Origin of the sequence: Lentilactobacillus diolivorans DSM 14421 (genome assembly GCF_001434255.1) — a bacterium.
GTDB lineage: Bacteria > Bacillota > Bacilli > Lactobacillales > Lactobacillaceae > Lentilactobacillus > Lentilactobacillus diolivorans.
This window is the reverse complement of sequence record NZ_AZEY01000058.1, coordinates 41,737-57,538: the sequence shown is the minus strand read 5'-3', so window position 1 is coordinate 57,538 and position 15,802 is coordinate 41,737. Positions and strand designations below refer to the sequence as shown.

The 15,802-nt window shown below is 38.3% G+C and carries 13 protein-coding genes; 1 reads left to right on the top strand and 12 read right to left on the bottom strand.

What is annotated here, in order from left to right; translation table 11 throughout:
- Positions 1–166: 166 nt before the first annotated feature.
- From argH to rpsO, 10 genes are all read right to left on the bottom strand, one after another.
- Positions 167–1,549 (bottom strand): argininosuccinate lyase, encoded by a 1,383-nt coding sequence (gene argH, locus FC85_RS05945; protein ID WP_057864633.1) that lies wholly within the window; start codon positions 1,547–1,549, stop codon positions 167–169.
- Positions 1,550–2,845, bottom strand: coding sequence for an argininosuccinate synthase (locus FC85_RS05940; RefSeq protein ID WP_057864632.1), 1,296 nt, complete (start codon positions 2,843–2,845; stop codon positions 1,550–1,552). It abuts the gene before it with no gap.
- A 257-nt stretch (positions 2,846–3,102) separates the two neighbouring features.
- The gene (locus tag FC85_RS05935; RefSeq protein WP_057864631.1) at positions 3,103–3,393 is read right to left on the bottom strand and encodes a nucleoside triphosphate pyrophosphohydrolase family protein; all 291 of its coding nucleotides are present in this window, start codon (positions 3,391–3,393) and stop codon (positions 3,103–3,105) included.
- Positions 3,394–3,397: 4 nt separating this feature from the next.
- Positions 3,398–3,979 (bottom strand): ribosome biogenesis GTP-binding protein YihA/YsxC, encoded by a 582-nt coding sequence (gene yihA / locus FC85_RS05930; RefSeq protein ID WP_057864630.1) that lies wholly within the window; start codon positions 3,977–3,979, stop codon positions 3,398–3,400.
- A 305-nt stretch (positions 3,980–4,284) separates the two neighbouring features.
- Positions 4,285–5,532, bottom strand: a complete 1,248-nt coding sequence (gene clpX, locus FC85_RS05925) for an ATP-dependent Clp protease ATP-binding subunit ClpX (protein WP_186825085.1) — start codon at positions 5,530–5,532, stop codon at positions 4,285–4,287.
- A gap of 233 nt (positions 5,533–5,765) precedes the next feature.
- Positions 5,766–7,103 (bottom strand): trigger factor, encoded by a 1,338-nt coding sequence (tig, locus tag FC85_RS05920; protein ID WP_057864628.1) that lies wholly within the window; start codon positions 7,101–7,103, stop codon positions 5,766–5,768.
- Positions 7,104–7,279: 176 nt separating this feature from the next.
- On the bottom strand, positions 7,280–8,467 hold the full coding sequence (gene tuf, locus FC85_RS05915) for an elongation factor Tu (protein WP_057864627.1): 1,188 nt from the start codon (positions 8,465–8,467) through the stop codon (positions 7,280–7,282).
- Positions 8,468–8,648: 181 nt separating this feature from the next.
- Positions 8,649–9,575: a hypothetical protein gene (locus tag FC85_RS05910; RefSeq protein WP_057864626.1), complete on the bottom strand. Its 927-nt coding sequence runs from the start codon at positions 9,573–9,575 to the stop codon at positions 8,649–8,651.
- A 202-nt stretch (positions 9,576–9,777) separates the two neighbouring features.
- Positions 9,778–11,496, bottom strand: a complete 1,719-nt coding sequence (locus tag FC85_RS05905) for a ribonuclease J (RefSeq protein WP_057864625.1) — start codon at positions 11,494–11,496, stop codon at positions 9,778–9,780.
- Positions 11,497–11,657: 161 nt separating this feature from the next.
- Entirely contained in the window at positions 11,658–11,927 is a 270-nt protein-coding gene (gene rpsO, locus FC85_RS05900) for a 30S ribosomal protein S15 (RefSeq protein ID WP_057864624.1), read from the bottom strand.
- A 242-nt stretch (positions 11,928–12,169) separates the two neighbouring features.
- Between rpsO and rpsT the strand changes: the two genes are divergently transcribed.
- Positions 12,170–12,424: a 30S ribosomal protein S20 gene (gene rpsT, locus FC85_RS05895; RefSeq protein WP_057864623.1), complete on the top strand. Its 255-nt coding sequence runs from the start codon at positions 12,170–12,172 to the stop codon at positions 12,422–12,424.
- Positions 12,425–12,634: 210 nt separating this feature from the next.
- On the opposite strand, the gene holA is transcribed toward rpsT, so the two are convergent.
- Both holA and FC85_RS05885 read right to left on the bottom strand, forming a co-directional pair.
- Positions 12,635–13,660: a DNA polymerase III subunit delta gene (gene holA / locus FC85_RS05890; protein ID WP_057864622.1), complete on the bottom strand. Its 1,026-nt coding sequence runs from the start codon at positions 13,658–13,660 to the stop codon at positions 12,635–12,637.
- A complete protein-coding gene (locus FC85_RS05885) occupies positions 13,657–15,789 on the bottom strand; it encodes a DNA internalization-related competence protein ComEC/Rec2 (RefSeq protein ID WP_307726103.1) in 2,133 nt (710 codons plus the stop codon). Before FC85_RS05885 ends, holA begins: the two co-directional genes overlap by 4 nt.
- Positions 15,790–15,802 lie beyond the last annotated feature (13 nt).

Genomic DNA, 15,802 nt, shown 5'->3' with positions numbered 1-15,802 from the left:
TGTCCAGCCCCTCTTTTTGTAATCACGATTATTACCAAGCGAAAACGTGAGACAAAAGGCAACTTCCGGCCGTACAACCGAATTATCCAATTGTACTCTGGAAGTTACTCGCCTTTTGTCTCACTCTACTTTTGTGACCAATATTGATTGTCGAAACATCGATTAATTATTCTCCAAGTTCATTCTTAGCATTTTTGATTTGTAATCTAACCTGATCGAAACCGGTCCCGCCCAGTGAATGCCGACGTTCAACGGCAACTTCCGATTTGAGATCATGATAAACATCCTTTTCGATTTTCGGAGAAGCCGCTTGGAGCTCAGTTAACGACATATCCTGTAAGTTTTGGTGAGTTTGAATTCCTTTAAGAACCAGTTGACCAACAATACCGTGTGCCTGCCTGAATGGAACCCCTTTGGCTGCTAAGTAATCGGCGAGTTCGGTCGCATTGGAAAAATCATTTTCGGTTGCCTGTTTCATCCGTTCAACATTGGGTTTAGCGGTCTTAAGCATACCATTGAAAACCTTAAGAGATGGCAGCAAAGTCTTAACCGTGTCAAACACGCCTTCCTTATCCTCTTGAAGATCCTTATTGTAAGCTAACGGTAATGATTTCATGGTCGTCAATAATCCAATCAGGTGTCCATATACGCGACCACTCTTGCCACGAATCAACTCCGCCATGTCAGGGTTCTTCTTTTGCGGCATAATTGAGCTACCAGTAGTATAAGCGTCACTAAGGTCAAGATACTTAAATTCGTGACTTACCCAAAGACTGATTTCCTCACAAAAGCGAGAAAGATGAAGCATTAAAATCGAACTGTTACTTAAGAACTCCAATGCAAAATCCCGATCAGAAACAGCGTCCAGTGAATTTGCGTAAACTTGACCAAATCCCAATTCCTTGGCCGTATAGTTCCGATCAATTGGAAATGTTGTCCCCGCCAATGCAGCGGCACCAAGCGGCATAATATCGGTATGCTGCATGTTAAACGTAAAGCGTTCTTTATCCCGCTTTAACATTTGATAATAAGCCATCAAATAATGCCCATATGAAATAGGTTGTGCATGTTGTAAATGCGTGTACCCAGGCATAATGGTTTCAACATTTTCTTCGGCCATTTCAACGAGCGTTTCCTGTAGTGTCGAAATCTCATCAATCACTTTTGGCAGTCGCTTCTTTAAGTACAAATGAAAATCGGTGGCTACTTGATCGTTTCGAGATCGAGCCGTGTGCAATTTACCGGCAACCGGTCCAATCCGATCAGTTAAAATACTTTCAATATTCATATGAATATCTTCATTTTCAACTGTAAACGTTAACTTCCCAGCATGTAAGTCAGCCTGGATGCCTTCCAAGCCCTTCACAATTTTGGCAACGTCGTCGGCACTCAATATCTTTGTATGCTCAAGCATTTTAACATGCGCCAACGATCCTTCAATATCCTCATCAGCCATTAATTGATCAAATGAAATTGACGCACCAAATTCATCTACCCATTTTGAGGCTTGAGCTTGAAATCGACCACCCCATAGTTTCTTTGTACTCATCTATTTTTTAGCTCCCGTATGTGCTGAATAGTTTTCCTGAACGGTTACCTTAGCCTTTGATTGTGACTTGGTAACTGCTTTAACAAATTGTGATTGCTTGTTTTTAAGCTGAACCTGTGAATAAACCTGAGTTGGCAATCCCCAAAGTTTGATGAATCCTTTTGCAGCTTCCTGATCAAAGGAGTCGGAAGCCGTATAAGTTGCCAAATCTTTGTCATAGAGTGACGAGTTGGATTTTCGTCCCAAAATCATCACGTTACCTTTGAATACTTGCAATTTAATAATACCACTAACAACTTCTTGAGATTTATCAATAAAGGCCTGAAGTGAATCCATTAATGGTGAGAACCAAAGCGCATTATAAACAAGTTCACTAAGTTGCTTCTCAACAACCGGCTTAAAGTGAGCCAAATCACGTTCAAATGTCAAATCTTCAAGTTCTTTGTGAGCTTTTAGTAGGACAGTTGCCGCAGGTGCCTCATAAACTTCCCGACTCTTGATCCCTACAAGCCGATTCTCAATATGATCAATTCGCCCAACACCATGCTCGCCAGCCACTTCATTTAATTCCTGAATAATATCGGCAAACTTCATCTGCTTACCATTTAATTCAGTTGGAATACCCTTTTCAAACGTAATTTCAATTTCTTTAGGTTGATCGGGCGTTTTATCAATCGGATTAGTAATCGCAAAGGCATCTTCCGGGGCACTTTGCCAAGGATCTTCTAAAATGCCGGCTTCGTTAGCCCGGCCCCAAATATTAGCGTCAATTGAATATGGTGAATCTAAATCAATTGGAATTGGAATATTGTGTTCCTTTGCATATTCAATTTCTTGTTCCCGTGACCAATGCCAATCACGAACTGGGCTTAAAACTTGAAGTTGTGGGTCAAGTCCATGAATGGCAACTTCAAATCTTACCTGATCGTTTCCCTTCCCGGTACAACCGTGAGCTACAGCCATTGCGTGCTCTTGATGGGCAACATCCACGAGTGCTTTAGAAATTAATGGTCGTGAAAGCGCTGAAATCAGCGGATATGATCCTTCGTACATTGCGTTGGCTTTTAATGCAACTGCCGCATAATTGTCAGCGAAGTCATCCAGGGCATCAATGACATATGCTTTAACGGCACCAACATTCAAAGCCTTTTGCTTAATAAATTCAAGATCTTTTCCTTCACCAACATTAATACAGCAAGCAACGACGTCGTAGCCCTTATCATTTAACCATGCAATTGCAACAGATGTATCCAGACCACCGGAATAAGCTAAAATTACTTTATTATTTTCTGTCATATTTTTTTACCTCGTTTTTTTAATTTCAATACTTAAGAGATTAACACCAATATTCATAAATTACAACCTTTTTTGCTTTTTATTCATGATATTTCAAAAAAATATGTTTAATATACATTTATGGGCTGATATTAATAATTAATTGAATAATTTGTGTGTCTCATTTTCTGAATGAGGATAAAAAATGGAGCCGGACAAAATTACTTTTGTCTCGACCCCGTTAATATTAATCAAACCAATATTATTACTTTATATTATTACTTTAACGCTGACGGATACCGCTGCTTTAAACGTGCAATGTTATCCGTTGCAACTTCATCAAATGGAATATCTGCCCATTCAGCAATCTGTGATAGATACCAAAGGACATCGCCCATTTCTTTTACCAACTGATCATGATCTAATTTATCACTTTGGAAAGTATATTTACGAATTAGATCTGCCACTTCGCCAGCCTCACCGGTTAGGCCAAGCGCACAATTTGTTAATACCTGCTCTTTGCCCATTAACGTCCGATTTGCTGCCTTCTGGTAATCATCAAAATCCATTCCGCTACATTCTCCCTTCAATCCATTGCCAGACTTCATTCTTCCCCTGCTTAGTGAGGGATGAAAACAGAACTAACTGCTCATTGGCATCCAGACTTAAAGATTGTTTAATTAATGATTCTTGCTTATTCCATTTGCCACGAGAAATTTTGTCCATCTTTGTGGCCACCGTTAATGTTGGGATTTTATAATACTTCAACCACTCGTGCATCGAAACATCATCATCTGTGGGCGCATGACGACCATCAATTAACGCGATAACCCCCTGCAATTGCTGACGCTTAGTCAAATAGGTTTCAATCATTTGCCCCCATTTTTGTCTGCTGGCTTTGGAAGCCTTGGCATAACCGTAACCAGGAACATCAACAAAATACAATTTGTCCTCAATGTTATAAAAGTTCAACGTTTGAGTCTTTCCGGGCTGGCTTGACGTTCGCGCATACCCCCGCCGGTTAATCAAAACATTCGTTAAAGAAGATTTGCCAACATTAGACCGGCCGACAAATGCAATTTCTGGAAACTGAGTATTAGGATATTGTTTTTCAGCAACAGCACTAATCGTTAAATCAACATTATGAACATCCATCAGATCACCTCTTTGAATTATTTTTTACACACTTAACTGCTACCTAAATTGATCATTTTTAACTTATCATTGAAAAATGATTTCTCAACCCTTAATTAGAATAACAAGAAGATAAAGAGTTACAAAAGTTGTTTTAAATCATCTTATCTTCCGATAGTCTGGCTCTGCCTTGGAAACTAAACATCTTCCAACTTGTTTCCTAATTACCGTAATTATTATTACTTTATTTTTAATTAAACCCCTATTTTAGACAAAAAAAGAAGTCTGATGCAAACTAACTATAGCCTACATCAGACTTCAAAAAATTACGATGCCTTTTTTAAAATCAATTCCGGTTCTTTATGATCAGTCACCGTTTCCGGCGTAATAATCACTTTTGAAACATCATTGCGGCTTGGCAGATCAAACATAATATCTCGCATCACACCCTCAATAATTGAGCGTAGGCCACGAGCACCAGTGTCTCGAGCAATCGCCAATTGAGCCATCTTTTGCAATGCTTCTGGTTGGAATTCAAGCTTGGCGCCATCAAGTTCAATCAACTTTTGATACTGCTTAACAAGCGCATTCTTAGGCTCAGTTAAAATCCGAACCAAATCATGTTCATCCAACTTATCCAAAGCAGTTAAGATTGGAAGTCGACCGATGAATTCTGGAATTAACCCAAACTTCAGCAGATCTTCAGGGATAACATCCTGCATGATATTATTATCATTTAAATCAGGTGCTTCATCAGAATTAGTCCCGAACCCAATCGTCTTGTCACCTAAGCGACTCTTAACAATACCCTCAATACCATCAAACGCACCACCAACAATAAAGAGAATGTTGGTTGTGTCAATTTGAATGAATTCTTGTTGGGGATGCTTTCGTCCACCCTGAGGTGGCACATTAGCAATCGTGCCTTCAAGAATCTTTAGCAGTGCTTGTTGAACACCCTCACCAGAAACATCTCGAGTAATTGAAACGTTTTCGGACTTTTTGGCAATTTTATCAATTTCATCAATATAGATAATTCCCTTTTCAGCCTTTTCAACGTCATAATCAGCGTTTTGCAAAAGCTTTAAAAGAATATTCTCAACATCTTCACCAACATAACCAGCTTCAGTTAAGGTTGTTGCATCTGCAATCGCAAATGGCACATTAAGAATTCGAGCTAAAGTCTGGGCCAGGTATGTTTTCCCTGAACCAGTTGGACCAATGATACAAATGTTACTCTTTTGAAGCTCTAACTCATCATTAGGTTCGCTAATCATTTCATTAACTCGCTTATAATGGTTATAAACAGCAACAGAAAGTGTCCGTTTTGCATTATCTTGGCCAATAACAAAGGCATTCAACTTATCTAAAATTTGAGCTGGTGTTAAAACCTTCAACAAGTCTTGAGAAGTCTTTTCAGGTGCAAGTTCTTCATCAATAATTTCTTTGCATAGATCAATACATTCGTTACAAATGTATACGCCTGGGCCGGCTACGATCTTCTTCACTTGGTCTTGGGTTTTCCCACAAAACGAACAAGTAATGGGCCCGCTTGATTCGTTATCTTCAAACAATTTATTCACTCCTCCATAAGAGTTGGAAGTTAATGTATGCTTCAAACAGAGACAACGCTTGTCTCAAATTTTTTCTTACATAAAACTAACTTGTTTAACTATGTCAAAAGTATCTTCTAACATGGTTTAATCAACTATACGTACTTTATCATATAACATTAAAAATGCAATTAGAAGGCTTTCGCCCGAAAAAAAAGACCCGTCAAAATAACGGATCTTTCAAAGGAAAAGAACTATTTTTCTGAACTATCTTCTTTTTCTTTATCTGAATCGTTTTCTTTTGCTTTAGCATCTTGCTTTGAAGCATCAACAATTAAGTCAATTGCTTTCTTAATGGCAATATCATGTTTTAGCATATCATCAGTTAAAGCTTTACGAACAGCGTCTTCCTTCATGCCATATTGGCCAGCAAGATCCTTAACTTCAGCCTTAACATCGTCTTCACTTGGTTGAATCTTTTCTGCATCAACAATTGCTTCAAGAACCAAGTTCGTTTTAACTCGACGATCAGCCCCGTCAGAGAACTGTTTCTTCAAGTCTTCTGGTTTAGTACCAGTTAACTGGAAGTACATCTGTTGGTTGATTCCTTGTTGTTGCATGCCAGCAAGATATTGATCCATTTGACGTTGGATATCTTCATCCAGCATTGGTTGAGGAATGTCCTTAACTTCGGAATTGTCAACAGCTTGACTAATGGCAGCATCCTCAATTGCATCGCGGGCATCGCTCTTCTTCTTATCTTTAAGATCATCCTTGATCTTTTCTTTCAATTCATCAAGACTGTCAACATCTTCGTCAACATCCTTTGCAAAGTCATTATCTAACTTAGGTAATTCCTTTGTCTTAACTTCATGAATCTTAGTTTCAAAGACAGCATCCTTACCAGCTAATTCCTTAGCTTGGTAATCCTTAGGGAAGGTAACTTTAACTTCGACATCGTCACCAGCCTTGTGACCAATTAATTGATCCTCAAATCCTGGAATAAACGAGTTTGAACCTAATTCTAGGGAATGGTTCTCAGCCTTGCCGCCCTCAAATGGCTTACCGTCAACTTTTCCTTCAAAGTCGATAACAACTGTGTCACCCTTTTCAGCAGCTTTACCTTCTTTAAGTACAAGTTCAGCTTGGCTTTCACGCTTCTTTTCAAGTTCAGCGTCAACATCTTTTTGGTAAACACGAGTGTTTTGCTTTGGCACACTTAATCCCTTGTAATTGCCAAGTTTAACTTCCGGCTTAACTGTTACATTAGCTTTAATGACCCATGGCTTACCCTTTTCCATAGATTCAACGTCAATTTTTGGTTGATCAACTGGTTCAATATCAGCATCCTTAACTGCCTTTGAATATTCATCTGGTAACAGGATGTTCAAAGCATCTTCATAAAGCGCTTCTTCGCCGTACATTTTGTTAAAAATTGCACGGGGAACTTTTCCTTTACGGAATCCTGGTACTCGAATATTCTTTTTATTCTTTTTAAAAGCTTGATCTAATCCCTTACTAATTGAATCGGTATCAATTTCGAAAGTTAATTCACCATCGTTGGTACCTTTCTTTTCCCATTTTGCAGACATTCTTTTTCCTCCGAGACGAAAAGATTATTTTAATACAATTCATAATTGCATAACATTGTTATTTTAACGTATTATTCACAAAATGTAAAATATATTTCAACATTATATGCTGAATCAACAAAAAAAGCCATGGGGAATAAATCCTCACAGCTTGGCTTATTACTGGCGTAAAAAGACTAGTCCTTAACGTCACTAACAATACCGGCACCAACAGTATGGCCACCTTCACGGATGGTAAACTTAGTACCTTTTTCAATGGCAACTGGCTTAGTTAAATCAACGTTAAATGTAACGTTATCACCAGGCATAACCATTTCAACGCCCTTTTCTAGTTCAATAACACCCGTAACATCGGTAGTATGGAAGTAGAATTGTGGACGATAGTTTGAGAAGAATGGCGTATGACGGCCACCTTCTTCTTTAGTCAAGATATAAACTTGACCTTCAAACTTCTTATGGGTTTGAATTGAACCAGGTGCAGCAAGTACTTGGCCACGAACAACTTGGTCACGGTCGATACCTCGAAGAAGAACACCAACGTTATCGCCGGCTTGACCTTCATCAAGAGTCTTACGGAACATTTCCAAACCAGTAACCGTTGACTTCAATGCTTCATCATTCAAACCAACGATTTCAACTTCGTCGCCGACTTTGATAGTACCACGATCGATACGACCTGAAGCAACAGTACCACGACCAGTGATCGTAAATACATCTTCAACAGGCATTAAGAATGGTTTACTATCGTCACGTTCTGGAGTTGGAATATATTCATCAACGATATCCATTAAGTCAAGGATAACTTGTTCTTGTTCCTTGTCACCTTCAAGAGCTTTAAGAGCTGATCCACGGACAACAGGAATATCATCACCAGGATAATCGTACTCTGAAAGTAATTCTCTTACTTCCATTTCAACCAAGTCAATTAATTCGTCATCATCAACTAAATCAGTCTTGTTTAAGAATACAACAATATAATCAACACCAACTTGGTGAGCAAGTAAAATATGTTCACGAGTTTGTGGCATTGGACCATCAGTTGCGGCAACAACTAAAATCGCACCATCCATTTGAGCGGCACCGGTAATCATGTTCTTAATGTAATCAGCATGTCCTGGGGCATCAATATGTGCGTAATGACGCTTTTCAGTTTCGTATTCAACGTGCGCAGTGTTGATGGTAATACCACGTTCACGTTCCTCTGGAGCTGCATCAATATCAGCATAGTCTTCAGCCTTAGCAAGACCTTTTGAAGCTAATACCTTAGTGATCGCAGCAGTCAAAGTAGTTTTCCCATGATCAATATGGCCAATAGTACCAATGTTTACATGGGGTTTTGTTCTTTCATAATGTTCTTTTGCCATTAATGAAACCTCCTGTTGTTTTCAAGAATTACATCAATTCGCATCAATGCATTTCTAATTGTTATTATACTACATCTTCTGGAAAAGACAAAGCAGTCAATTTTCGAAGAATCCTTAAGTATTATATCGGTACTTAAATCGTTTGTAAACAGATTCTTCCTTTTTTCGCAAAATAATTTATTCAAATCATTTTCATTTTGCTTTCCTGCTCATGAATCTGATCAATCCATGCCAACATATCCCGTTCAGACGAACTGTTTGCTTGAAGCCGTTCGCCAAACAATTCCGTTACAACCGCCCTAACCCAATAATGCGGATCTAAAATTATCTTATCGAAGAACGGATAAATATAATTACTTTGAGTAATAATTTCTCGTTCCAAAAGTTGTAACTTAATTGGATCTGTTGCGGCATATTTACGATCAATAATATCAAGCATCGTTGTTAATGATGGGTAGCGATCGATCGTTCTTAATTGTGTCAGATCAATTTTATAAATTTGTTGATCCAACCAACTTAACTGAACTGTCCCGCCAATCCTCAGTTTCATTAACTGAACTAAAATTTGAGTTTTTGAGACTTGCCAAGTAAATGGATCTGCCAGCATCGCTTTTGATGCAATCAAATATTCCTTCAAAGGCAGGTACAAAGAATCATTAATTGTATGAACTTGATTATAAGCCGGGAGGACACCGATATGAGCCAATTTTCTAGTTTTGGCATTTAGGGTAATTGGGTTCTTCAATCGATATGCCTGTTCAACTTTATCAATTTGTTTGAGCCACAAGTTTTGATCTTTTAAAGCTGCCTTAGCTGCAATTTCCCTAGCAAAAATAAACGCATTGTTTTTTAATGAAATTGCCAACATCGCCTGATAATTACGTTGGTTTGATAATAGTTCTTCTTGAAATTCAATCATAATTTTTTGAGCTTCAGCATATCTGCCAACCCAGTACAATGCCTTGGCCCTTAAAAAATTAGCTGAAATTGAATCCGGATATTTTTCTAACAATTTTTCGGTTTTATTAATAACCTGCTTGAAGCGATGATCATCAAAGTCTTCTCGTGCACTCATCAATATAATTTGATCGTTTCTTTTGAAGTTCATCATGGCCCCCTTGATCCCACTCATTACTATTTTAACAGCTCACAAACCATATTAAGCAGTTGCCAATAATGCGAAAAGGCTAAGGCAAAAGATTAACTTTGCCCCAGCCTTTCAATATCGTCAGAAAGAAACCAGCATACCATTATTTTTAACTAACTTATAAGCAACAGTTGCGCTTTAACTGATTTCGATGACGCTATCCTTATTTATTTGCTGAATCTTTCTGATGTTTCTTAGCCGAACGTCGATGATGTTGGTTAACTTCCATAATAACCGGCAAAATGACTGGACGTCGCTTAGTTTGCTTATACAAATAGTCACTTAAGCTATCCCGAACATCCTGTTTAAGATTACTCCAATCAAACTCTTTATGTTCAAGATTATTAGTAACCGTTTTTTCAATAATTCCGGCAGCTTCTTGCATCAAATCTTTATTAGCTTTTACATAAACAAACCCACGAGATGTTAATTTAGGCTTTGAAACAATTCGTTTTTTCTTACGGTCAATTGTAACAACCGCAACAAAAATACCATCTTCTGAAAGCACTTTTCGATCACGAAGAACAATATTACCAATATCACCAATTCCGATTCCATCAATCATGGTATCCGCAAGTGACACACTCCCACTCAACCACATTTCATCTTTATTAATCGAAATAATGTCACCCTTATCCGGTAACGCAATTTCCTTGTCAGTGTATCCAATTTGTTTAGCTAATTGGGCATGAGACTCCATCAATCGATATTCACCCTGAACAGGAATGATAAATTTAGGCCGCAATAAATTTATTAAGAGTTGGAGATCTGCTTGACTAGCGTCACCAGACGAATTCATTTCGTCAGAAATCATCTTAACTTCACCGTCTGCACGATAAACCATATCGCGGGTCTTGGCAACTTGAGTCTCCATCGCCGTTGAAGGTGTCGTCGTAATAAAGACTAAGTCATTAGGCTCAATATTAATATCGCTCTGCTCTTTGTTGGCCATTCTTTGGATTGCTTTAATTGGCTCACCCATTTTACCAGTCTGAATAATAACGACTTTATCTGGCGCCATTTTATTAAGCTCATCAATCGAATCGATCAATAAATCGTCTTTTGGTAATTTAAGGGTGTTTAGCCGCATCGCCGTCTTAACAATCCGCTCAAGGTCGTGCCCCGTCAAATAAACCCGTCTACCACATCTGGCAGCGGCATTAAAAACCTGCTGCATCCTTAAAATATTAGATGCGACACTGGCAACAATGATCCGGCTATCATGATAGTTAAATGTATCATAAATATATTCACCAATCTTCTTTTCAGAAGCACTTGGATTCGGATTTTCAGCATTCCCTGAATCACTTAAAAGGGCTAAGACGCCCTCATCACCTAACTGAGTTAAGGCAGAATAATTAGTTTGATACATGGGTGCTGCTGTTTGATCAAACTTAAAATCACCCGTATAAACAATCGCACCATCAGCTGTATGAATGGCGACTCCCAATGATCCGGGAATCGAATGGGTTGTTTTAAAAAATGTTACTTTAATATCATCAAAATCAATTTCACTACGATCGCTAACCACGTGGAAGTCATCAAAACTCTTTGGTTTTTCAGAGTCAGCAACATTCAACTTGGCAAGTTCAATCGTCATTTCAGAACCAAATACCGGGACATCAAATTCACTTAAGAAGTACGATATCGCCCCAATTGAATCAGCGTGACCGTGGGTTAGGAAAACACCAACAATTCGATCCTTATTTTCTTTCAAATAACTGAAATCAGGAATTACAACATCAATTCCCAATAGTTCATTTTCAGGGTATTTTAGACCGCAATCTAAAATATAGATTCCTCCGTTGATGTCAACCGCGTACATGTCTTTACCATTCTCACGGACACCACCAATGGGCATTACCTTTATTTCGTTTTTCATGTTTCACCTCAAAAAATAATTTAGATCTTTTTAAACGTTCGGATTCAGCTGTTATTAGTTTACCATATTTTTAATGAATACCCGAACTTTTAAACAAATATTACTTTTCGGGTGGTCAAATGTATAAAAAAAGAACCGGATTTCTCCAGTTCTTAAAAATTTTAACGACGTAATCCTAATTCAGAGATAAGATCACGGTAACGTGCAACATCTTTATTACGTAAATATGCAATCAAGTTACGACGATGACCAATCTTCTTCATCAAGCCACGTTGTGAATGATAATCTTTACGATGAGTTCGCATATGCTCGTTAATTTCATTAATATCAGCTGTCAAAATTGCAATTTGAACTTCGGTTGATCCAGTGTCGCCTTCGTGACGACCAAACTTCTTAATAAGTTCATCTTTTTGTGCTTGTGTAACTGCCATAATTAAATAACCACCTTTTCTAAATTAATCCAACAACTGAGTTAGCGGCAAGTGGTATCCGACAAACTAAGTTGAAGGTCTATCAACACACAAAAAATAGTATAACGGATTTCAGCAACTAATACAAGTGATTCCTCGCAGATCCTTACCAGTTTTGCTTGCAATCAGGTCATCAGTTTTGTATAATGATGCTTGTTGAAATTTATTATTTTTACTTAGAAAATTACTCGGAGGTGAATCAAATGCCAGTCATTAAATCTGCTATCGAACGTGTTAAAACTAATGAAAAAGCTCAACGCCGTAACGCTGCCCAACTAAGTACTTATCGAACTGCTGTTAAGAAGTTCGAAAAGGCACAAGTTGCTGGTTCAGACGACGCAAAGGATTTATACATTAACGCAATCAGTGCAATTGATCGCGCAAAGTCAAAGGGATTAATCAAAGCTAATAAAGCTGCCCGTGACAAGTCACGATTAACTAAAAGATTAGCCAATTAAAGTTCTTCCAGTTGTTAGTTCTTCTAACAACTTTTTTTATACCCTTATATGACAATTTCCAACTAAAAATGATTGCTGACCTTTGCCGATAAATAATCGGTTAAAAGATCAGCAATCATTTTTTTGTGAGATTAAGTTTCTTCTAGAAAAACATATTTTCCCTATCCACTGGTATCACGTTTGAATAGTCCTGTAGGATTTCAATAGCAGTTACCCTTGCTTTTTCATGAACTTTAAGATAAAAAGTTCAAATAATAATTCTGGTGAACGACTAGTCGACTTCATTTCCCGTTCAGTATCTACAAGCCCAACAAAAGCTTCTCGTAATTGAACATAATTAAATTTACGAATCGTTTGCAATGCCAATTTAACACGGTATGGATGAACTTTTAAGGTTGATGCTAAACTTCCTTGAGAATAACCGTGTTTTTGAAGAATCATAACCTGTAGCAATAATCGAAACTGTTGAATCAAGACAGCATTAATTTGAATTGGTTGACTATTTTCTAAAATCAGCTGTTGATAGATATCCATAGATTCTTTAGGCTTTTTCTTCAAAACACTGTTGACCAAGTCAAACACATTTTGTTCCAGCGACCGACTGACCAGGCCGTTAACGGCAGCTACATCAATAACCTTAGTATCATTTTTATATAATAATAGCTTTGGCAGATCATTCATCATAGCAGTCAGTTTTCCACCGGTCAATTGCACCATTCGTTCTAGGGCATCCTCATCAATTTTAAATTCCTTTTCACTCACTCGTTGACGAATCAATTGTTTAATTTCATTTTCACGCAACCGGCCAATTTCAACAATCGTTGCCACCCTTTTCAAAGCCTTAGTAACTTTTTTTCGAGCATCGAGCTTCTCGTATGGCGCAAAGAATACCATGATTGTTGAATCCTCTGGATGATTTAAATAAGCCAGCAAGTCATCCATATGATGCTCAACCTTGGTTTTAACTCGCATTCCGGTCAAAAAATAAGGTCGGTTCACAATAACCAGCCTTTTTTCACCAAAAAACGGCACAGAAATAGCGTCTTCAAGTGCAGTTGAAATGGAAACGTCCTCCATATCATAGCTACCAATATTCATGGCTCTTTCACCATCTGGAATTAACTGAACAAAAGCGTTTCTAATTTGATCAGCTAAGTAGGCTTGATCGCCCAGAATTAAGTAAACTCGATCAGGATTACCCGATGTTAACTGCTTTGTTAGTTGTTCGAAATTCATTTCATTTTCCCTTCATTACCACCTTGAACTGACTCGAAGTGACCTTTATTACCACAGTATATATATCTTACCATACCCATTGTTTGAGTATTGGCAACACTAATATGTGCTTGCGCAAGGGTTACCAGTGTTTCTTGATTTGGATGATGATAGCGATTATTTCTCCCGGCAGAAATCAAAGCAATTTTGGGGTGAAGCTGAGAAATAAACCGTGGGTCAGATGCTGTCCGACTACCATGATGGCCAACTTTTAAAACATCCGTCGACAGACCAGGATGCCGATTAAGTGTGTCCAGTTCTCCCTGTCGATCAAGATCTCCAGTAAATAGCCACCTTAAACCGCCAAGTTGACAACTTAAAACCATCGAATCATGATTTTCACCTCTCCCAGAACTGTAAGGATGTAAGATCAAAAATGGTAATTCTCGGACCTTCATTTCATCATTGACCGGAATTACTTTGGTGCTGGCATCTCGATCAGAAATTCTGGCCATAAAACTGGTGTTTTTATCCATCCCCAATGGAATGATAATCCGCTTGATTTTCATTTCTGAAATGTATGCCGGCAAATCTCCACAATGGTCAGCGTCCTGATGACTCACACAGAGATTATCAATTCGTGAAATACCAATACTTTTGAGATAATTAATGGCGATTCGTGTGGCTTGATAATTTAACGTTCCTCTTTGCCAGTCTTCTTGACCAAACTGAACCCGCCCGCCCGTATCAATCAATGTAACTGAACGATTAAAGGGTTTGCGGATTAAAAAGCTGTCTCCTTGGCCAACATCAAACATTGTCACTTCACCCTTAATTGGAAAATGAATCCACCAAAACGCAGCCAGATAAACAGAAATCAGGGCCGTTATTGCTTTCACTCGACCAGTTTTGAGAATAAGTAAAAGTGTTAACAGGAGCATAATCAAAACTACCAACAAACACGGTTTTCCAAAAACAATCATCCCAGGAAGGGCTCCGATAAGATTCAGGGCATCGTTGAACAGCTTTAAAACAAACTCAACTGGTGCGGCAAAATCAGGATTGAGCAACCCCAATCCAAGACCAACAAATACCAACGGAAAAATAGCCTTTCCAAATAACGGTAGCACAATAAGATTGACAACGACACTTAAGAAGTGCCACTCATAGATATGAAAAAGTAAGATTGGCACCGTTAACAGATTCAACAGAACTGTCTGTTTCACGTATGATAAGTTAGTTGATACGATCAATCCAAATGATAGCGCATAGCTCAACTGAACCCCCATCAATAACATTGCCTCCGGATACAGAAACAAATTGATGATTAGCGTCAAACTCCATAAATCAAGTTGCGTCAAGTGACATTTAAACAATTTGTTGATGATACCAATGGCCGCCATCATGACTGCCCGCAACACGCCTGCCGACGCACCCGCGAACACAGAATAGCCCACGAGACAAATTAATTCAATGAATGCCTGCTTAAACTTCCCCAATCCAACTAAGTTCATTAATTGATTAATAATGATCAAGAAATAAGTTACATGCATCCCTGAAATACTAAATGCATGTAACAGGCCAAGTTGCTTAACCCCAGTCATTTCATTAAAGAAATCGTTTTGCCTGGTACCACTAATTAATCCCATTGCATACATTCGCAAAACATTAGGCAGCTTTTGGCAATACCTATTGAACAAACTTCGAACAACGTGAATTCGGTCAACCATCGATAACTGTGTTTTCGGAATGATTGAAACAATGTTGCTAGCTGTAAATACTTGGGCGATCTTTTGGTGATGATAATAATGACCGACGTCAAATTGATTAACATTGGTTGCCACGGAAAAAGAACCAAAATCACCAATCATTTTGACCAACACCGGCTTTGTTGAGGCCAATAACTGCTGCTTTTGATCGCTCGACTTAAATTGACCATAGTAAACAGCCTTGCGATGAGTTGCTGACGAAATTGCAACCAAATTAAACCGATCACCATTTATATTTAACACATCTGGATAAACTTTGACCACTTCAGTCCGGGATCCTTTAACGGTGGCGGTCGTTAATTGATTTTCAGTTATTCCAACAGCCATAAAGAAACCGATCATTGTCAAACCACAAACAATCAAAATCCGATGATAATCCAAGAGGAAGACCCTT